We start from the raw sequence: 19815 nt of genomic DNA, 5'->3' as shown, positions 1-19815 counted from the left end.
CCCCCTTCTGTATAGCTTAATTTTAGACTTGAAACATTAAATTCTAAATTTAATTCTCAAATCATATATTGAAAGATTCTCAACCACTATAGAATAAACACCATTCTAATTAGGTGATATCTTACAAACAATCATTATGTTTATTAAAATTTCAAAGCATTAAAAACTTCCCTGAAATATTATAGGTATTAAACCAAAGGATGTTATTATAAATAACATCCTTTGGTTTAATAAAAATTAACGTTCCTGAAGTGTTGCAGCATAACTAAGTGCTTCCTTTGTTGCATGGCTTGCAGATGATGGGTGATACCATGCTTGACATCCACAATAACAGTAACATCCACACTTGTACGTATATGCTTGTATTGTGTTAGACTCAACCATATTATTTTTACCTAGCTTTTTCATATATTATTCCCCCTTTCTTTATATTGCTTAACTTGATTTAAAATACTAAATCTTAAATTTAATTTTCAAATCATATATTGAAAGATTTTCAACTACTATAGAAAAAATAATCTTCTAAGCAGATGACATCTTGCAAACAATTATTACGTTTATTAAAACTTCGAAGCATTAAAAACAGCATCTCTAATTCCATTAATTGAATTGAACTTATAATTTTCTAGATCCTCAGCTCCTAATTTAATATTAAAATGTTTCTGAATTTCTAAAAAAACATACACCATATCAACTGATGAAAATAGCATTTTCCCTGTCAAAGGAGTATTAAAATTTTCTTCAATGTATAATTCTTTTTGTGGCTTTACAAAATTTAGAATTTTAATAATTTCTTCTGTTATATTTTCCATATAAATACCTCCAGCTACACTACGCTAACATAACTTGTTAATGTAGAAACAGAATTTCTAAACATCTTTTCACAATCCTTGTCACTTAACGGATTAAATACCGATATCTTGGAATTTTGAAATTTCTTCAAAATAATTTCATCTACATTTTTCACTGGCAAGCAATCCAAATCAACTTTACGTTGTTCTATTGAATAAGCAACATCCAATGTTGTATTTAACATATTTATTACATTAATTTTAAATCCAAAACGATGCCAGAAACATTCACTTAAGCTTTCATAAAACTCTTCCTCCATTTCACTAAAAGGAGTAACTAAAACAAAATAATCACTTGAAAGAGCTTGTGAAATTAAATATGGATAAACTCCAAAGCCATTAGTAATAATATCTGAATATTTCATCATTCCACCAGGCAATTGAACAACAATAAGATCTGGTCTATATCTTTTCTCTATTTCCTGTATATAATAGTTAAACAAAAATATTTTCTTTTCTACTGAAATATTTGACTCAAATATAAAATTAGGAAAAGCTAAATAGCCTAGCATTCTACAATTACTATTTAAACTAATTGTTACAACATTATATCCTTCCTTTTTATAATTTTCAGAAATAGAAACCAAACTAAATGTTGACTCTAATTCATCTATCAATTTTCCTACAAAAATAACTGGTGAATCAGGCTTGTATATTCTTGAATAAATGCCCACCTTATCTTGTTCCAGTGTCTCTATCCCTTCAAGACTTTTATCTACTTCATTTAAATATTCAAACTTAACATTACTTTTTTTGCTTAATTCATTTATTTGTAAAATATCTTTATCCTCTAATTTAAAACAGCATATAACATTTTTATTAAATTTAATGCTAGTTCTAATTTTACTTACTATATCGCTATACATTATCTTTTCATTATTACAATCAGCAATTATAACTGTATCGCATTTTTCTATTTCTTCTATGAAATTATTAGATATTGCAATCCCCAAATAGTTACTGTTATTAATTTCACTTACATCATTGTTTTCTTTAACTAAAAACCAAGTTTTTGGAGTTACCACAGACATAATTTCATATTCATCTGTTTTATTAATAAGTTCTTTCATTACCGGAAAAAACTTATTTGAAAATGGATAAATTAAAACTTTTTTCTTCATAAACTTGTATTATACATAAAATAAACTAATGTTTTATTAAAATGTATTTCCTCCCATAATATTTTTTCTCTAATTATATTTTATAAATTGTTCTACATTCTTTAAGTAAAATGAATTTTTTCAAATCCTCTTCTACAGATGCCCTAACATCTCCACACATTGATAACTTTTCATCCCCAGATAACTTTCCTTCCTTTTCGAGTTTTCTAGCACATATATTGCATTTTCTAAAAGCCCAGCACTTTTTACACTCTACCGGAGTCAATCGTCCTATATTTAACAAATCATCTGCCTTTTTCACTTCAAATCCATTATCTAGGTTTCCTATATTCATAACTTTAGAAACTTCACTAACTTTTTCACAAGGAAAAAATTCACCATCAACAGCTACAAACAATCTTCTTTTACCTGGTACGCATGGACCACCTGGAGCCCCAACTTCTGGAAGCCCTTTAGCTACAGTCATATTTTCTTCAAAGGTATAAATAGCATTAATTACACTTGCAATTAATGGATATGTATTTAAATCTTTAACTGCCCCAATTAAGTCTAAAATTCCAATAAATATTTGATAGAAATATTTTTCAAGAAATTTATTTGAATAAACTGTTTGCTCATTGGAGAAAAAATTTTCAACAATAACTGAACTAACAGGTAAACCTTTAAAAATTTCATTTTCAAAAATAGTATTCATTTTATCCAAATCATTTTTAGGATCCATTACTGTGTTAATTCTTAAAATATTCTTAAGCTCATCACCGTACTTATTCTTTAATTTCTGTAAATTCTCTACTATTTTCATAAATGAACCAGTTCCATCCGCAAATCTTCTATTTAAATCATGTATTTCTTCTGGTCCATCTAAGCTTATCATTATGTCAAGATTATTATTTATTGAGTATTCCATTATTTCTTCAGTTAATAATGTAGCATTTGTAGTTAACGCAAAACTCAACTCTTTTCCAATAAAGTTTTCTTGTGCATATGAAATTACTTCCTTAATAAAGTTAAATTTCAATAAAGGTTCTCCACCATAAAATGAAATAACAACCTTATCACTATCGCTAGAATGTTGAAGTAAAAAATCAACAGCTTTTTTTGCAGTTTCTATTGACATATCCTTATTAGAACGATTTCTTTGACTTAAATTATCAAACTTAGAATAGGCACAATATGAGCATCTCAAATTACAATTTTGAGTTACCTGAAGCGTAATTTGATCAATATGTCTATCTAGATGATATTCTAATTTATCACTTTCAGGATGCTTAATTTCCTTTATAGTATTGCTTGACAAATAATTATTTTCCTTTAATTCACTAACCTTGTTTTTTACTTCTTTATTTGGTATAACTTCTTCATCATTTAATAACTTTATCAAAAAGTCATAAACGTCTTTATCAACATTTACAATCTCATTTCTATTTACATCATAGAAATAAAAACCATTAATTGATGATAATAAATGAATAAATGGCTTTTCCATGTTACCTCCCCCAATGTTTTTTTAATATCTCTTGTTTTTACAATTATTAACTCAATTTCAATTATATGTTCTCATAATATCCAATTAAAATAAACACATATTTCCTTAAATGCAAAAATTTGATCGTAAAATCAAATAAATTTAAATATATTACATTTTAATCCACATTTTTTACATTTGACTATAACTCTAAATACAATATTCATTAATCAGTTATCTTCTAATTGCTAATTTAAATTAATTCTTTAAAATAAAAATGAGCCTAAAAAATATAGGCTCATTAATTTATTTTTTTGTATAATATAAAAAAACACTTAGTTTAACATGTTGTTTTCTATTTTAGTTTCTAGTACTTACTTATCTAATATTCTTCCCATCATAACGGTATTGTAATAATTCCCATCCTTATGGATACGGTCATTTATTAATACTCCTTCTTCTACAAATCCGTATTTTTTATATAAATGAATTGCCTTTTTATTTGTTTGTACTACACTTAATGAAATTTTCTTAATTCCAGCAGTATCTGCCCACATCAAGATATTTTCTATCATTACTTTACCAATTCCATATCCCCAGTATTCTTTAGATATACATATTCCAAACTCTGCTTTATGTCTGAATCTACTCAACTTACTTCCTTCACAACGAGTAAACCCAACAATTTTACCTTCTACTTCTGCAACTAAAAACATATGCTTTTCATCTATTGAATCTTCATAAATAAGTTCTTCAAAATCTTCGGGTGTTAGTAACCCTTCACCAGATTCTCTATCAAGATTTTCTGTTTCTCCATCAATTTTAACTCTTAGTTTGGATAATTCCATTGCATCATATTTTGTTGGACAACGAAGTATCCAGTTTATGTTTTTACATTCTATTCTTTTCTCTTCAACAACCATCTTTTCCTCCAGTAGCATAATATTCAATTGATCTTGCTTTCACCTTTTTGCTATTTCCTCAATATAAGTATTGTCAGTACCACACATCCTCTTAAGATTTTATAAATGTTAAATTCTGGTTTTAGCCTTCCTCCCAAAGCACCTTCCATCAAAATTGATTGATATATATTAAAACAAGTTTCAAAATCCATTAACATTTCCCTTCATAATATTAGGTAGATTTCTTTGAATAGTTTCATCATCCCAATTCCACCATTTGAGTTCTAATAATTTTGCTACTATATCTTTAGAAAAGCGTTTTCTAATCTCTTTAGCAGGTACTCCTGCTACAATTGTATATGGAGGAACATCTTTTGTTACAACAGCCCTCGTTCCTATTATTGCACCATCACCTATATGAACTCCTTGCATTATTACTGCTTCATAACCAATCCAAACATCATTTCCTATTACAATATCTCCATTATTATTCCACGCATTTTTTATATCAACACCATTTAACTCCCATTCTTCATAAAAAATTGGAAATGGGTAAGTTGAAAGTGAATTCATATTATGATTTCCAGAAGTAAACATAAATTTTGCACCACAAGCAATAGAACAGTACTTACCAATTATTAATTTATCATCATTAATTGGGTAATGATATAAAACATTGTTAGTTTCAAACTTTGTTGGATCATTTACAAAATCATTATACATAGTATAATCCCCAACAGTAATATTAGGCTTTGTAATAGTTGACTTTAAGTATACCGTCTCTTTGTCACCTGTTCTTGGATAAACCTTATCCTTATTCATAGCTTCCTCCTACATAAATAAAAAGATTCTCTTAGTTTTTTAATGGCTTTATAAGATCTTAATATAATAATTATAGTTAATGTATTATATACTTATATATTATTTCTGCTGTTTCTTTAGCAGAAATCTCACTTACATCAATTTTTTCTGTATCCATTTCAAAATAGTTTTTTAATCTTGGCACACTTCTTTCAATAACATCTTTCTTCCTTACCCCTTCTTTAATATCCTTTGTAATTCGTGCAATTAATGATTGTTCTGAGCATACAAGAGAAAATTTATATAATGTACAATCATCTTTCTTCAGTCTAGATAATACATCATTAAAAATGGCTTGCTCATGCATTACCCAACAAAAAATAACATTTTCATATTCTGAACATAAAATGAAATTATTTAAGATGTAACTAATATTATCTACAACCATCTTTTTGGTTTCAGTCGTTATAATAAAGGGAGACATATCCCAGCACCAATCACCATCAAGAAAAACGCAATTAGGTAACATTTTCTGCAATTCTTTGCTTGTTGCTGTTTTTCCTACCCCCATAGTTCCATTTATAAAAATAAGATTTTTCATCACTTTACTCTCCTATAATTTTAATCACAATTGCTTTATAAAAACGACTCATTATTTGTATAATAATTTTATTAATTCCCTACTGCTTAAATATTCTTTTTCATATAATATCTTTTATGACCTTCTGGACACTCATCTAATATTCCAAATACCTCGTACCCATACTTTAGATAAAAGTCCTTAGCTTGAAAATCAAAGGTGTCTAAATGAATTAAGTGGCATCCTTTTTCTTTTGCGGCCTTTTCAATCTCTTTTAATAATTTAGAACCTAGCCCGTCTTTTCTATACTCTTCCTTAACCCATAATGTATCTATATACAAACAATTCCAGCAATACATCTTGCTAAGTATTCCAGCAACAATCTCTCCATCCATGTCCTCAATAACTCTATTTATCCACAAAAAATCAATTTCCTGTTTTAGTGGCACTTTTGATAAATTGTATTCAACTATCTTATCAACAATTAAATCTGCTTCTTCATTTTTACTTTCTCTTATAATATACTTGCTCATATAAATTTTCCTCCAAAAACTTTAGCGATAATTACTTCAACCAAAATATACTTCTATATTATTTTATATCCATTAACTAATTTTACCACATAATGAAACCAAAACTAGCCTCACTCTATCCTTTAGCTTCACATTTTTTATGATTTTCCATAAAAAAAGACATACATCGTAGTTCTTATTTCACCACTAGATGTATGCATCCCTAATTCTCTAATATATTAACTTAACAATTTGTATATTTCTTCTCATAAAGCTTGTAATTTAACGAGAGTTCAGATTATTATCTGTTCTTCCATCTGGATTACTTCTATAATAGCCTTCATCTCCACCTCTATGATATCCATCAACATGAGTACCATCCTGTCTATAATAATCCTGTACATCATTTGGTCTTACATGATGTATGTTATTATCTTCTGATGAATAACTTGATCCACCGCCAGAATTACCACCTGCTCCAGCAAATCCCAAAGAAGCTACAACTATAAAAAGTCCAATTATACCTATTGAAACTGTAAAAAAACAACTAATACCTTTAATTATTAAAATGCTCTTTCTAAGCCTTTCATTTGATTCTTGAATTTCCTTACTAGTATAATAATATCCATCATTTGCGTTTAAATCTTTAAACAATAATTTATTTAGTATCGTAGTTATAATAAAAATAGCACAAAAAAACTTAAAATATAATATCATTTGATCAAATATATCCATTGCATTCCTCCAGTAAAAAAATATACTATAAGTATAAAACATTTAGCTTTTCTTGTCGAATTTGGTAGTAGGAATAAAAAAATGAACCAGTAAATTAACTAGCTCATTTGCATATACATATTTCTTTTTTCTTTTTAAGCTAAATAGCTTAAATTTTATTATATTTTCATTCAAGTTCCTCTTAACCCGCATTTTCGCAGCATATTCTGAAGAATATTACCATACAAGAATATATATTCTTTGGAATATTACCATATTAATCATAAGGGTAATAATGTGGGATTTTTGATTGAAATTCTTTTAAGCTTATGATACGTTTACCTTCATCAAATTCAATAAGCGATACACCATTAAACTCCTCAATACTCTCATCATACTTATATTTAAAATACCATTCGACTACAGTTATATTGGCCGAATGAATAAATTGCTTTATATCCCATGAAAACACAACTCCTCGCTTATGCCAATCCTTAAACCATTTTGTAACAACCTCTATTCCTCTATATTCTGGGCCATAACATTCACTATATATTATTTCTGTATCAAAAATCTCCCTTAATATTTTGCAATCATTACTTATCCAAGATTGAAAGTAATTCTTAATAACTTGCTCTCTTTCTTTCATCCATACCAACCTCCCATCTTATAATTTTTTAACTAATCCTACTTACTTATATGTATAACTCTATTAGCATATTCGCTTATCTTTAAATCATGTGTAAAGTACTTTTTCCACCTCCTGCTTAATTTATTATTATTCATATAACAATGCTCCCTTGTTAAAATTACTATGATAATTTTAACAAGGGAGCAAATACTTATCTATGAATTAACATAAGTTATTATTTTATCTATATTCTTCTTATCTGTAAAATCTACTGGCCTATTATACACAGCAAGCATACCTATTTCGTCAGATGATAACTCTTCCTTCTTTTTATTTTTTATTTTCAATTTTAATAATGTCATAAGAAATTTATCAAAAAGATTTAGTTTGTTATAATTAAAACCACCTCTTAGATAGAAAAACTTGATATATTTTTGTTGTTCTGTAGTAAAGTTCTTATCTCTAACTTCATTTATAACTTCATCTCTTAAAGGTGATGCTCCTGTAGCAAAAGCCACTATCTTTTTTCCTTTTAATTTATTAATGTTTTTTGTAATTAAATTTACGCCAATAATACCAACTGCATACAAACTACCACCATAAATTATGGTATCATATTTATCAAGCATATTGATATTAACTTTTGATATATTAAAAATATCAGCTGACAATTCTTCTGCAATCCACTCTGCATATTTTTTGGTAAACCCTGTTTTGGACTTATAAATTACTATTGTTTTCATTATTCACCCCTATATATACATATTAATTTTCATTTGTGTATTATCCACGCTCCCAAGATTTTCACACCTTTAATAATATTCATTGACTTAAATTTATAATTTACTACTTCTTTATAATACCATTTATTTAGAATAATATCTATGTTTTCCATTTACTTCATAATTAAGTGTTGACTCTAACACCATGTCATAGTGTAATATAAAAATAGAGTTTAAAAATATAAGCCAAAACTTATAGCCGGCAAAGTATTTTCTTTGTATTCACGGCTATAAAATCATATTTGGAGGAATAATCATGAGAACAGTAAAACAAGTTTCAGATTTGACAGGAATAAGTGTACGTATGCTGCATTATTATGATGAAATAGGATTGTTAAAACCAAGTGCAGTTACAGAAGCAGGTTACAGACTCTATGATGATGAAGCTCTTGAAAGCTTGCAACAAATTTTATTTTTTAAAGAACTTGATATACCTCTAAAAGAGATTAAGGAAATCATGGATAAACCCAATTTTAATAAAATGCAAGCTCTAGAAAATCAAAAAAAGCTACTGATTATAAAGCGTAATAGATTGAATGGCTTAATAAAGCTTATAAATAAAACCATAAAGGGAGAGGATACTATGAGTTTTAAAGAATTTGATATGACCGAATATTATAATGTATGGGAAGAATATAAGAATAAAGATAAAAATAAAGTTATTAAACGCTTTGGAAGTATAGATAAATTTGATGAAATGATTGAAGCCCTTAAAGCAAATGAAGACAAAATAGTTAAAGGTGCTATAAAAAATTACGGAAGTATGAAAAATTATGTTGAAGCTTTGAAGAAAGACTTAAGTAATCCTATGCTAAGGACTATATCAGATGAAATGGATAAATTTTATGATCATTTTCTCAATGATAATAATCCAAAATTAAAAGAATTATTTAAAAAACTTCTATCTGACTTAACTAAAGCTCCCTCTTCAGAAGAGATTCAGCAAATAGCTAAAGAAATAACTGATACTGTTAAAAAGGATTATAAGCTTTTTAATATGGATATTAAAGGCGACACTCGTTGGTATCATCTCTCTAAAAATTTTTCTAAAGATCCAAAATGGATAGATGCAATTGATAAGAAATATGGTAGTGGATCAGCTAAATTCTGGGGAGAGGTTTTTAAGATTCATTTTAAAGATAAGATGCCTAAATTAGATAGACTATATGTAAATTTAACATCTGATTTAAGTAAAGACCCTACTTCTAAAGAGATTCAGCAGATTGTTAATGAAATAGCTAAAACAACTAAAGGAAATTATGATTTTTATAGAATAGATTCCGGTTTAAAGTCCAATGCAGTTATTTCAGGTTTAGCTGACCTTTATCTAAAAAACGCTGATAATGATATGAGTCCTACAGATAAAAAATATGGAAAAGGGGCAGCTAGATTTATTGGAGAATCTTTTAAGTTTTATTGTGAAAATAATGATTAAAAATTTAAAGGAATAAAAATTATATCATACTCATACCTGATTAAGAAAAGTAACCTATTAAAATAGAATTTCTTACTCATTCTGATATAATATATTATACTAAAATAGGGGTGATTAAATGGAAACAATGCCAGGAGCAAGAGACGAAAAATATGAATTATTAAAATATCAAATAAAAATACTACAATTGATGTTGTCTAGTGTAACAGAAGATAAATTTGCATTCTACAATTTTGTCATTGACCACAATATAACAGAACAAAAGGTTAGTATAATTCTTAACGGTTTAAGTGTATTAAAAGACAGGATTGCAAAAGGTAAAGTATCACAAAATACAAAAGCCTTTTATGGTGAGAATTTAAGTTCATTATTTATTGACGCAAGCCCTACATACAAGGAATATGAAAACTTTGTACAAACGTATATTGATGGACAACTTAACACTAGGTATTTATTGTTAGCTTTGAAACGTCAAGGAATACACAAGGAAGTCTGTGATTATCTGCTAGAAGATATGAAAAAATAGCACACGTCAACTAGATTATCCCTAAATAACGTGTGCTATATCTTAACGAACTAACTTAACATTAGTTCCAATATAGTCAAATATATAAATGCTCTAAAGCCTTTAATATAAACTACTTGTTCATTCCTTCTTCAACAGCAACTGCTACAGCAACAGTAGCTCCAACCATTGGGTTGTTACCCATTCCGATTAGACCCATCATTTCAACGTGAGCAGGAACTGAAGATGATCCAGCGAATTGTGCATCTGAATGCATTCTTCCCATAGTATCAGTCATACCGTAAGAAGCTGGACCTGCACCCATGTTATCTGGGTGAAGAGTTCTTCCAGTACCACCACCTGATGCAACTGAGAAGTATTTCTTACCTTGTTCTACACATTCTTTCTTGTATGTTCCAGCAACTGGGTGTTGGAATCTTGTTGGGTTAGTTGAGTTACCAGTGATAGAAACGTCAACACCTTCCATATGCATTATAGCAACACCTTCTCTAACGTCGTCAGCACCGTAACATCTTACTTTAGCTCTTTCTCCGTTTGAGTATGCTTTTTCTTTAACTACTTTAACTTCTCCAGTGTAATAGTCAAACTTAGTTTGAACATATGTGAATCCATTAATTCTTGAAATAATGAATGCAGCATCTTTTCCAAGACCGTTTAAGATAACTCTTAATGGTTCTTTTCTTACTCTGTTAGCTTTTTCAGCTATTTTAATAGCACCTTCAGCAGCAGCAAAGCTTTCGTGACCTGCTAAGAATGCGAAACACTTAGTTTCTTCTCTTAAAAGCATAGCTCCAAGATTTCCGTGCCCAAGTCCTACTTTTCTGTCATCTGCAACAGATCCTGGTATGCAGAATGCTTGTAAACCTTCTCCGATTGCTTCAGCAGCATCAGCAGCCTTCTTGCAACCTTTCTTTATAGCTATAGCAGCTCCTAAAGTGTAAGCCCATCCAGCATTTTCAAATGCGATTGGTTGAGTTTCCTTAGCTATAGTATATGGATCTATTCCTATTTCTGCACATACTGCTTTAGCGTCTTCCATAGTCTTCATTCCGTACTTTTCTAATACAGGAGTGATTTGTCCTATTCTTCTTTCATAACTTTCAAATAATGCCATAATATATTTTCCTCCTTTACCTATAATTATTTATGTCTTGGGTCAATTAATTCAGCAGCGTCTTGAACTCTTCCGTATTGTCCCTTAGCACTTTCTAATGCTTCATTAGCATCCATTCCCTTAGCAACGTTTTCCATCATCTTTCCTAAGTTAACGAACTTGTATCCAATGATTTCTTTATCAGCATCTAAAGCTACATCTGTAACATAACCTTCTGCCATTTCTAAGTATCTTGGTCCCTTTGCAAGAGTTCCATACATAGTTCCAACTTGAGATCTTAATCCTTTACCTAAGTCTTCAAGTCCTGCTCCGATAGGTAGTCCACCTTCTGAGAATGCAGTTTGAGTTCTTCCATAAACTATTTGTAAGAATAATTCTCTCATAGCTGTGTTTATAGCGTCACAAACTAAGTCTGTGTTTAATGCTTCTAAAATAGTCTTTCCTGGTAAAATTTCTGAAGCCATAGCAGCTGAATGAGTCATTCCTGAACATCCAATTGTTTCAACTAACGCTTCTTGGATTATACCGTCCTTAACGTTTAATGTTAATTTACAAGCTCCTTGTTGTGGTGCACACCAACCTATACCATGAGTTAACCCTGATATATCAGTTACTTCTTTAGATTGAACCCATTTTCCTTCTGCAGGAATTGGTGCTGGTCCATGATTTGGGCCTTTTGCAACAACGCACATTTCTTCAACTTCTTTTGAATACATCATATTGATCTTCTCCTCCTTAATTATTAAATTATTATAGCTTGTCCTTAGCTACATAAATAAGGTAGGTTAAAAAACGTCCCACTGGGGATATTTTTATCCTACCATCTATTTTAGCAAAAGTAACACTTTCTAACAACCTTATATTCAAATTTTTTCTTTATTTCCAACAAAAAAAAATTTCTTATTGAATTATTAAAAATAATATGTTATTATATCAATGTTGCAAAACGTGCCGGTATGATGGAATTGGCAGACGTAGCGGACTCAAAATCCGCCGGTAGCAATACCGTGCCGGTTCGACTCCGGCTACCGGCACCATTATTTAATAGAATTGTCATATTACTTGATTTATCTTGTAATATGGCTTTTTTTATTTACCAGACTTTTTTGAAATTCTTTCTATTATTCAAGCTACCCTTCTACATCTTAGCTCCTTTATATAGATTTCATTACCTAAAAAACAAATCCATAAACTTAATAGCTAAAAATTCTCCTAAACAACCAAATTTATAATATAATAACCATCAACTTAATCTTCGTCAAAAATTCAGAAAGTTATATTTAATATTTATCAATCATAAATTATATACTGAAATAAAACATTAAATGTATGAGGTTTATAGTAATGACTGTCGGAATAGGAATTCTCAATAGAAGTGGAGTTGTATTATCTGCTGATACTTTTGAACCTGTGGTAGGAATTCAATCTTTGAAGTTTGTTTCAATTAGCAAAATCTTTCCTTTATCAAAATATAACCCTGTTGGAATTATGCTAGATGGTAGTGTTAGATTTATGGATACTATACCTTGGGAATCAATAATAGAAGTTTATAGGTCACAAATTGGAGACAAATCATTTGATAAATTGCAAGAATATGCAGAAAATTTTATTGAATTTATACCAAATGATAATCGCTTTTATTCTTGGAGTGCAGAAATGGGGTTTTTAAAGGAAGTTTTGCGTTATTGTCTAAGTAAAATCCAAGATAGAGTTCAATTAATAGAAGGTAATGAAAAGGCTATAAGTGATGAAATAGATAATCAAATTGCATCTCTTTCAAAAAAAATTTTTTCAAATTCATTTGATGACAATTTTATAAAATTATTTTTAGAAAAACATACAAACGATTTAAAAGAATATATAAAAAACAGTACAGATCATATAATTAATCCAGTTATATCTGCTATTGATGAAAGAACACAAAAAAATTTAATAACCATGTGTGCATATGTTATAAGTAAAACTGATTATATGATTAGAAACATTTACAATGGTAGCATAGTAATCTCAGGTTATGGTGATAAGGAAATATTTCCATCATTGTATAGATACAACATAGTGTGTGCAATTGATGGGAAACTAATATATGAATTAATAGAAAGTTATAGTATAGGATCCGATGATGAGAATGAGCTACTAAAAAAAATTATTCCCTTTGGTGAAAAAGATTTAATAAACACTTATATAAATGGAATTAATCCGAATTTGGAATATAAGATATTAGATGAAGCTAAAAAAATTTTTGATAAATTTTTAAAGGAAATACAGAATAAATATAATAACAATAATGCACTTCAGGAATTTATTGTTAAAGAGAAAGATGAAATAGATAAAATATGTATGCTGATTATAGAAGATTTAAAGAAAAACATTAAAGATTTGCAACAAAAAATGTTGGTAGATCCTCTTTTATCTATGATTGATTTCATTAGAAAAGAAGATATGATATCTCTAGCTGATGCACTTGTAAATTTAACTGCAATTGGGGTTAAGTTCAGTTCTTACGAACAAGCAGAAGTTGGTCCAATTGATATTGCCCTTATTACTAAAGGTGATGGCTTTGTATTTATGACAAAAAAATAAATTTTTAATATAGAATTTAATAATGATATTAATCTCATACTACAAATAGCAAATAATATTTTAGTAGCTATATTTTGAATCATAATAATATGAAAGCAATAACGAAAGGAGTTGTAATATGACTGCTGAAATAGCAATTCTTAATAAGACTGGAGTTGCATTAGCTACAGATAGTGTTGCCACTGTAGACATACAAGGCGTAAAGAAATTTATTACAGTGGAAAAACTTTTTAATATATCTGAAAATCATCCTGTTGGAATTATGTTTTATGACAATCCTGATCTTACCGACATACCATGTGAAACAATAATAAAAGTATATAAAACATCTCTTAAAGATAAATACTTTGATACATTACAAGAGTATGCTGATGATTTTTTAAGCTTTTTATCAAAAAACAGAAAGGTTTATAATTCAGGTTATGAGAAAAGACTTGTAAAATCAGTTTTAGATTATTGCCTAATGGAGAATATTCCTAAACAAAAATCGGTGCATAATCGAAAGGAAACTTTAAGGAAAAATGTAGAAGAAAACCTCAAATATTTTTCAAGTATGAGATGTTTAAGTGGATTTAATGATAATTTTGTAGAATTATTTTTAGAAACTCATGGAGAATATCTAAAGAAGTACATGAACGAAATTGATAATATTAGAATTGACAGAAAAACTCAAGAAAATATAGTATTATTGTGTGCACATATTATTAGTAAAAGTGATTGTTTATTTAGATCAACAAAAAGACCAACTAATATAGTAATTGCAGGTTATGGAAATAAAGAAATATTCCCATCAATAATTGAATATAAAATTACGGGAGTAATTTCTGGAACACTAATTTATGAACTTGTAACCAAGGTAGAAGTGGGATTGGAAGAAAGTGATGTTGAAGCAACATTTATTCCATTTGCTCAAAGAGATGTAGTAGACACCTATACAAAAGGGATAGACACAGAACTTGAAAATACAATATTTAACAAGACAGATACTATTTTCAACAATTTTTTCGAAGCAATACAAGATGCAATACAAAGTGAATCTAATGCCAATTTAGCTCATGAATTTTCTAGTGAAGAAATAGATATACTAAAAAGACTAGGAAAAAAACTTAATAAGGAAATAAAAGATGATTTTGAACTTATTCAAAAGGAAAAATATACCAAACCTTTTTCAGATATGGTTACATTTCTTGGTAAAGAAGAAATGATTTTTCTAGCTGAAGCACTTGTTAATTTAACCTCTACAAGGCGTAGATTTACAACTGATTTGGAATCTGTTGGTGGATCAACTGATGTAGTAATTATTACTAAAGTTGATGGATTTAAGTGGGTAAAGAAAAAAACAATTTTTAAGACTTAGATTAAATACTAATCTATTTTATCTAAATTAGGAGATAAACTTATGAATGTTATAAAAAAAATATTTTTAACTGTTAATATATTTGCTATTACATTTTGTTTTTTAGGAGCTACATTAAAAAGCACATCAAATTTACAAGAGCAACATAGTACAAAACTTTATAGAAATAATTTTTTTAATGTTTCATTAGAATATAATTCTGAATGGAAACCAAATCCTAATTATACAGAAAAATACGAAGGAAAAGATGGATTTTTTCAGGTTTCTGCTTATAATGGAGAAAATTTAAAAATAGATGAAATAGCAAAAATTGAATCAAGCCATTCACTAAAACCATATGGAAGTAATCCTAAAATAACTGAACTAGTTATTCAAGGTCAAGAGGCAAGATTAATAATGCCCTCTAATGATCAATCACAAGCATTTAATAATCAAGCAGAATTACTAGTAAAATACCCTAAAGAAATAAAAGTTGATGATAATATCTATTATTATTTCATATTATGGGCTGACAAATACAATATACAAGAAATTTCTAAAACATTAAAGTTTTTATCATAACTTGTTTCAAATCAATTTATATAATTTGTTTACTCTAGAAATAAACATTTTTTTTTGACTAATATACAGTAATACATCATTTGTTTCTAAAATTAAACACTAAAGATATATATTAATGAATTGAGTACAAAAAATTAGTTCTAGAGTAAACAATATAGGCAATTAATTGTAAAATTCAACTAATATTCCTCATCAAAATAAGTTAGTGTTGGTATATTATAGTCATATCCGTAAAAAAAAGGTGGTATAAAAGTTTTTTCTACCCCTCTATGTCTAACAGCACCACTTACTCCTACATAAATATCTGAAATTTTATACCAAGTTGGATAATTTACAGTACCTGTTTTAGCTAAATTGAAAATGCTTTGAAAAGTTTCTATTGCTTTTTTAGTACTACTACCTAAAATCCCATCAACAGTTAACTTTGGTATTAATGGAAAATGGGTTGAGATTTTATTTAAAGATTTTTGAATTGTCTCAACAGCTTCACCTGTGGAACCTATTTGTAATGGAAATCCTGGATATGATTCAGACATATTTTCACTCTTTGTTATTCTATTTAATATTATATCAGAACCATAATAAGATTTTAATATTTCTTTATCTGTTAACCCTTTATCTCCTAGTTCTTTACTCCCCCATTGTGATAGACATCCAGAACAAGGAGGTACTCTTAGTCCATCCCTATATTGTGCTAAAAGAGGAAACTCATAACCTGGTTTTTTTATATAAGTTGTGAACAACTCATCTACAACTCCATCTATTGAAGCAAAAGTATTTCTTCCATGGATGTACTTGTGATCATAAGCTGTTGAACTTGTAATATGAAATTTCTTCATCTTTCCAAAATACCATTCTGTAAATATTCTATTTAAAGTAAAAGACATAGCAGCAATTGCATTAGCTTTTATTGTTTCTTTAGGCCAATTAGCATATATTTCTGATGCTAAGACGATTTTGAAATATTGCTTAAAATCCTCTATAAACTCTGTAGCATTTTCATTTGGATCTCCATCATGTACCTTTATGGTGGAAGGATTTACTTGTCTTGTTGGATCAATAATAGCAAAATTAACTGAAGGTTTAGTTAAAGGGATTGGGTATGAAGATTCAGGTATTTTAGCTGGATAATTCCCAATCAGTGCATTTGCTGATATATTTATAATGTCTTCAGTATTATTTTGTCTAGTACTTATAGGATTCAAATGACAATATTGAATAGACTGAATACCAGGATATATTTGACATCCTTTAATGGTTAATTTTTTATAACCAGGTACTTCAGCAGTTATAATGCAAAGGCTGTAAGGTAGTTTATCTGACAATTTCATAGAATAATCTAGTGAAGGAGCTTCTAATTCTATTTCATTTGTAATTCCAGATGAATCTGTTGATAAGTTTTGAGTGATTTGTCTATTACTTGTTTCCTTATCTTGAATTACAGTAATTTTAGCATTTTCTAAAGGTATATATGAATCACCCTGAAATACATGAATTTTTAAACTTCCTGTTTGCATAGTCAATTTCCTTTTTAATGATTATTTATATAATACAATATGATTATTGTATATAAATTTCTACAATAAATTTTCAACTATTCACTAAAAGGATATGATGCTTAACATATAAATAATTAAATTTTCTAGATATAGAAATAAGAAAAGTAATACATAACAAAATATTATTTAAATAGGTATTAAGGAAACTCATTTATAGTTTCCTTAATACTAATATGCTTCTTAGACATAGCCTAAAGTAAAGTATTATTTTATAGATTATATTTAGCAAAAACTATAGCTTAGTAGGAATTTTTAATGATTGTCCTGAAGATACAACCTCACTAGATAAATTATTTAGTTGCATTATCGATTGTTTTGTAGTATTGAATTTTCTTGCAATAGAGTCTAGAGTATCCCCACCGGTTACCGTATAAGTAACAATTGCTCTGAAATTAGGGGATTGAATAAAGAGTCTTTGTCCCACATATAAAGGGTAATAATATGCCACTGGATTGAATTGTAGTATTTGCTCAATACTCACACCAAACCTCCATGCAATTAAGTTTAAGTAATCCCCAGGTTGAACAATGTAAAACATAATGTTGCCTCCTTAATTATTGGGTCTAAGCAGAATACTTTCTTGAAAAAAAATAATTTTCTATTTCTTCTGCATACATTAGTTACACCACTTTCTTATTTCTTATATTCAGTTTATTCATCAACAAAAATAATGTGATATCTTCTAATTCTATACCTTCTCCTTCTTCTCTTAATGTATCTAAAACAGTTTTTTGTGCCATTTCTACTTTCGCCTCCCCAATTTACTTTTAATGATAATTTTTATATATACCATTCTACCTTGATCCATCATTTTGAGAAGATCATTTTCAATGATATTAAAATCATCATAACTCCAAAACTCTTTTTTAAAATTGGTATTGGAACATTATCAGCTATTTTAGATCCAAAAACCGATCCAATAACTAAAAATACACATACTAAAATTCCTGCCTTTACATCTACTTGTCCTCTTTTATAGTATTGAATAAATGCCACTAATCCTGCTGGTGGAAGTAAAACTGCAAGTGATGTTCCCTGTGCTTTTAGCTGACTAAATTTGCAAAAATACATTAATGCAGGAACGATTATTACCCCACCTCCTATGCCAAACATACCACTTAACACTCCAGCAGCTAAACCAATTACTATAAATAATATTGTATCCACCATTTATCTTCCCTCCATCTTTTGTATAACCATTACACAAGCACCAATTGCTATTGATTTATCTTCATATAAACCACCTCTAGCAAAAATTATATTTTCATTTTTAACATGACATTTTTCTACTGCTACCTTTCTACATTCTTCATAGAATACCCTTGAATTCTGTATTAATGGTCCACTTAAAATTATTAATTCTGGATTAAATAGTTTTATATAATTTGAAAGCCCTATTCCAAAATATAATGCAGATTTTTTTATTATATTTGTAGCAACTTTGTTACCTTCTTCTGAAAGCCTACAAATATCTCTGTAGCCTATATCATCATTAACTTTACTTTCATCTTTAAACTTTTTTATTATATATGGTATCGATACATAACTTTCAATACAACCATGATTCCCACAAGAACATAGTTCTCCATTTACATCAACGACCATATGCCCAAATACATCTTCTAGATTATTAATTGCTCTGATTAAAACTCCCGAAGAGATAATTCCTGTTCTTATCCCAACACCGCAGTTTATATATACTATATTATTCTTACCCTTCCCACTTCCAAAATAGTATTCTCCAATAACAGCTGTATTTGCACCATTATCTATGCAAATTGATACATTAAATTCTTCTTTTAATCTTTTATATAATGGATTAATATTAAATCCACCAACTATTCCTATCCCAATTCCTAAAAGCTCTGATTCTTTTACATGCAATTTTCTAAATAGTATTTTAAGTGAAGTAAGTATAATATCATTTGAATTTTCAATGTTATAATCATGGTTAAGTGTCTCTTCTCCTATTATCTCAAGTTTCAAATTTGTAATAACTATACGCGTATAGGTTCTTGAAATATCTATCCCAACAATATAAAACTTCTCTGTATTTACATCATACAAACTAGGTTTTCTTCCCCCTGTAGATTCTCCAATATCAGTTTCTACAATTATTTTCTCATCTATTAATATTTTGAGATCCCTATTTAAGGTAGTTAATTTTATTTTTGTTATATCAATTAATTTACTTTTAGTAATAGGCCCATTTTTTTGAACAACTCCAAATATATTTTTACATCTTATATTCAATGATTCAAAGTTTTTTAACACTTTAAAATTCCACTTCCTTCCTATAGATAATTTTATCACCTTTTGAC

Annotated in this window: 22 protein-coding genes and 1 tRNA gene; 6 read left to right on the top strand and 17 right to left on the bottom strand. The window is 28.5% G+C overall.

All coding sequences use genetic code 11. The annotated features are described in order from the left end of the window. Positions 1–237: 237 nt before the first annotated feature. From H9661_RS15670 to H9661_RS15620, 11 genes are all read right to left on the bottom strand, one after another. Entirely contained in the window at positions 238–408 is a 171-nt protein-coding gene (locus H9661_RS15670) for a CLI_3235 family bacteriocin precursor (RefSeq protein WP_191769674.1), read from the bottom strand. A gap of 152 nt (positions 409–560) precedes the next feature. Further along, positions 561–812 (bottom strand): hypothetical protein, encoded by a 252-nt coding sequence (locus tag H9661_RS15665; RefSeq protein ID WP_191769672.1) that lies wholly within the window; start codon positions 810–812, stop codon positions 561–563. Positions 813–826: 14 nt separating this feature from the next. Next, entirely contained in the window at positions 827–1972 is a 1146-nt protein-coding gene (locus H9661_RS15660) for a TIGR04066 family peptide maturation system protein (RefSeq protein ID WP_191769670.1), read from the bottom strand. Positions 1973–2045: 73 nt separating this feature from the next. Beyond that, a complete protein-coding gene (ccpM, locus tag H9661_RS15655; protein ID WP_191769668.1) occupies positions 2046–3458 on the bottom strand; it encodes a Cys-rich peptide radical SAM maturase CcpM in 1413 nt (470 codons plus the stop codon). Between the two features lie 353 nt (positions 3459–3811). Continuing rightward, on the bottom strand, positions 3812–4360 hold the full coding sequence (locus tag H9661_RS15650) for a GNAT family N-acetyltransferase (RefSeq protein ID WP_143316277.1): 549 nt from the start codon (positions 4358–4360) through the stop codon (positions 3812–3814). Between the two features lie 180 nt (positions 4361–4540). Beyond that, on the bottom strand, positions 4541–5161 hold the full coding sequence (locus H9661_RS15645) for a CatB-related O-acetyltransferase (protein WP_143316276.1): 621 nt from the start codon (positions 5159–5161) through the stop codon (positions 4541–4543). 76 nt (positions 5162–5237) lie between these two features. Next, positions 5238–5741: an AAA family ATPase gene (locus H9661_RS15640; RefSeq protein ID WP_191769666.1), complete on the bottom strand. Its 504-nt coding sequence runs from the start codon at positions 5739–5741 to the stop codon at positions 5238–5240. An 86-nt stretch (positions 5742–5827) separates the two neighbouring features. Continuing rightward, complete coding sequence (locus H9661_RS15635; protein WP_143316274.1) at positions 5828–6253, bottom strand: GNAT family N-acetyltransferase; 426 nt, start codon at positions 6251–6253, stop codon at positions 5828–5830. 261 nt (positions 6254–6514) lie between these two features. Further along, the gene (locus tag H9661_RS15630) at positions 6515–6967 is read right to left on the bottom strand and encodes a hypothetical protein (protein ID WP_143316273.1); all 453 of its coding nucleotides are present in this window, start codon (positions 6965–6967) and stop codon (positions 6515–6517) included. Between the two features lie 256 nt (positions 6968–7223). Further along, positions 7224–7595 carry a nuclear transport factor 2 family protein gene (locus tag H9661_RS15625; protein ID WP_143316272.1) on the bottom strand — a complete coding sequence of 124 codons (372 nt, stop codon included), beginning with the start codon at positions 7593–7595 and terminating at the stop codon, positions 7224–7226. 197 nt (positions 7596–7792) lie between these two features. Further along, positions 7793–8320, bottom strand: a complete 528-nt coding sequence (locus tag H9661_RS15620; protein ID WP_143316271.1) for a flavodoxin domain-containing protein — start codon at positions 8318–8320, stop codon at positions 7793–7795. Between the two features lie 295 nt (positions 8321–8615). On the opposite strand from H9661_RS15620, the gene H9661_RS15615 reads away from it, so the two are divergent. Then, positions 8616–9794, top strand: a complete 1179-nt coding sequence (locus H9661_RS15615) for a MerR family transcriptional regulator (RefSeq protein ID WP_191769664.1) — start codon at positions 8616–8618, stop codon at positions 9792–9794. A gap of 118 nt (positions 9795–9912) precedes the next feature. Then, positions 9913–10320: a hypothetical protein gene (locus H9661_RS15610; protein ID WP_191769662.1), complete on the top strand. Its 408-nt coding sequence runs from the start codon at positions 9913–9915 to the stop codon at positions 10318–10320. Positions 10321–10432: 112 nt separating this feature from the next. Here H9661_RS15610 and H9661_RS15605 read toward each other — a convergent pair whose 3' ends face one another. Both H9661_RS15605 and H9661_RS15600 read right to left on the bottom strand, forming a co-directional pair. Continuing rightward, entirely contained in the window at positions 10433–11434 is a 1002-nt protein-coding gene (locus tag H9661_RS15605) for a GGGtGRT protein (RefSeq protein ID WP_191769660.1), read from the bottom strand. A gap of 26 nt (positions 11435–11460) precedes the next feature. Continuing rightward, positions 11461–12153 carry an iron-sulfur cluster assembly scaffold protein gene (locus H9661_RS15600; RefSeq protein ID WP_143316268.1) on the bottom strand — a complete coding sequence of 231 codons (693 nt, stop codon included), beginning with the start codon at positions 12151–12153 and terminating at the stop codon, positions 11461–11463. 231 nt (positions 12154–12384) lie between these two features. On the opposite strand from H9661_RS15600, the gene H9661_RS15595 reads away from it, so the two are divergent. The 4 genes from H9661_RS15595 to H9661_RS15580 all read left to right on the top strand — a co-directional run bounded on the left by H9661_RS15595 (position 12385) and on the right by H9661_RS15580 (position 15935). After that, positions 12385–12471 (top strand) — tRNA-Leu (locus H9661_RS15595). 307 nt (positions 12472–12778) lie between these two features. Then, positions 12779–14017 carry a hypothetical protein gene (locus tag H9661_RS15590; RefSeq protein WP_191769657.1) on the top strand — a complete coding sequence of 413 codons (1239 nt, stop codon included), beginning with the start codon at positions 12779–12781 and terminating at the stop codon, positions 14015–14017. A gap of 118 nt (positions 14018–14135) precedes the next feature. Then, positions 14136–15374, top strand: coding sequence for a hypothetical protein (locus H9661_RS15585; RefSeq protein WP_191769655.1), 1239 nt, complete (start codon positions 14136–14138; stop codon positions 15372–15374). A gap of 42 nt (positions 15375–15416) precedes the next feature. Then, the gene (locus H9661_RS15580; protein ID WP_143316265.1) at positions 15417–15935 is read left to right on the top strand and encodes a peptidase M56; all 519 of its coding nucleotides are present in this window, start codon (positions 15417–15419) and stop codon (positions 15933–15935) included. Positions 15936–16114: 179 nt separating this feature from the next. On the opposite strand, the gene H9661_RS15575 is transcribed toward H9661_RS15580, so the two are convergent. From H9661_RS15575 to H9661_RS15560, 4 genes are all read right to left on the bottom strand, one after another. After that, positions 16115–17452, bottom strand: a complete 1338-nt coding sequence (locus H9661_RS15575) for a peptidoglycan-binding protein (protein WP_143316264.1) — start codon at positions 17450–17452, stop codon at positions 16115–16117. Positions 17453–17726: 274 nt separating this feature from the next. Then, positions 17727–18032, bottom strand: coding sequence for a LysM peptidoglycan-binding domain-containing protein (locus H9661_RS15570; RefSeq protein ID WP_143316263.1), 306 nt, complete (start codon positions 18030–18032; stop codon positions 17727–17729). A 269-nt stretch (positions 18033–18301) separates the two neighbouring features. Beyond that, positions 18302–18664 (bottom strand): sulfite exporter TauE/SafE family protein, encoded by a 363-nt coding sequence (locus H9661_RS15565; RefSeq protein ID WP_185966773.1) that lies wholly within the window; start codon positions 18662–18664, stop codon positions 18302–18304. Beyond that, positions 18665–19768 (bottom strand): ROK family protein, encoded by a 1104-nt coding sequence (locus H9661_RS15560; RefSeq protein ID WP_243129577.1) that lies wholly within the window; start codon positions 19766–19768, stop codon positions 18665–18667. Positions 19769–19815: the final 47 nt, after the last annotated feature.

This window comes from Clostridium cibarium (genome assembly GCF_014836335.1).
Lineage (GTDB): Bacteria > Bacillota > Clostridia > Clostridiales > Clostridiaceae > Clostridium > Clostridium cibarium.
The sequence above is the reverse complement of the archived record's forward strand: the minus strand, read 5'-3'. Positions and strand labels throughout refer to the sequence as shown.

Coding starts and splice junctions, on each gene's coding strand:
- H9661_RS15565 (WP_185966773.1), bottom strand. CDS start 18,664: ATGGTGGATACAATATTATTTATAGTAATTGGTTTAGCTGCTGGAGTG.
- H9661_RS15615 (WP_191769664.1), top strand. CDS start 8,616: ATGAGAACAGTAAAACAAGTTTCAGATTTGACAGGAATAAGTGTACGT.
- H9661_RS15600 (WP_143316268.1), bottom strand. CDS start 12,153: ATGATGTATTCAAAAGAAGTTGAAGAAATGTGCGTTGTTGCAAAAGGC.
- H9661_RS15650 (WP_143316277.1), bottom strand. CDS start 4,360: ATGGTTGTTGAAGAGAAAAGAATAGAATGTAAAAACATAAACTGGATA.
- H9661_RS15605 (WP_191769660.1), bottom strand. CDS start 11,434: ATGGCATTATTTGAAAGTTATGAAAGAAGAATAGGACAAATCACTCCT.
- ccpM (WP_191769668.1), bottom strand. CDS start 3,458: ATGGAAAAGCCATTTATTCATTTATTATCATCAATTAATGGTTTTTAT.
- H9661_RS15665 (WP_191769672.1), bottom strand. CDS start 812: ATGGAAAATATAACAGAAGAAATTATTAAAATTCTAAATTTTGTAAAG.
- H9661_RS15620 (WP_143316271.1), bottom strand. CDS start 8,320: ATGAAAACAATAGTAATTTATAAGTCCAAAACAGGGTTTACCAAAAAA.
- H9661_RS15580 (WP_143316265.1), top strand. CDS start 15,417: ATGAATGTTATAAAAAAAATATTTTTAACTGTTAATATATTTGCTATT.
- H9661_RS15625 (WP_143316272.1), bottom strand. CDS start 7,595: ATGAAAGAAAGAGAGCAAGTTATTAAGAATTACTTTCAATCTTGGATA.
- H9661_RS15590 (WP_191769657.1), top strand. CDS start 12,779: ATGACTGTCGGAATAGGAATTCTCAATAGAAGTGGAGTTGTATTATCT.
- H9661_RS15635 (WP_143316274.1), bottom strand. CDS start 6,253: ATGAGCAAGTATATTATAAGAGAAAGTAAAAATGAAGAAGCAGATTTA.
- H9661_RS15660 (WP_191769670.1), bottom strand. CDS start 1,972: ATGAAGAAAAAAGTTTTAATTTATCCATTTTCAAATAAGTTTTTTCCG.
- H9661_RS15610 (WP_191769662.1), top strand. CDS start 9,913: ATGGAAACAATGCCAGGAGCAAGAGACGAAAAATATGAATTATTAAAA.
- H9661_RS15640 (WP_191769666.1), bottom strand. CDS start 5,741: ATGAAAAATCTTATTTTTATAAATGGAACTATGGGGGTAGGAAAAACA.
- H9661_RS15585 (WP_191769655.1), top strand. CDS start 14,136: ATGACTGCTGAAATAGCAATTCTTAATAAGACTGGAGTTGCATTAGCT.
- H9661_RS15575 (WP_143316264.1), bottom strand. CDS start 17,452: ATGCAAACAGGAAGTTTAAAAATTCATGTATTTCAGGGTGATTCATAT.
- H9661_RS15670 (WP_191769674.1), bottom strand. CDS start 408: ATGAAAAAGCTAGGTAAAAATAATATGGTTGAGTCTAACACAATACAA.
- H9661_RS15630 (WP_143316273.1), bottom strand. CDS start 6,967: ATGGATATATTTGATCAAATGATATTATATTTTAAGTTTTTTTGTGCT.
- H9661_RS15570 (WP_143316263.1), bottom strand. CDS start 18,032: ATGTTTTACATTGTTCAACCTGGGGATTACTTAAACTTAATTGCATGG.
- H9661_RS15645 (WP_143316276.1), bottom strand. CDS start 5,161: ATGAATAAGGATAAGGTTTATCCAAGAACAGGTGACAAAGAGACGGTA.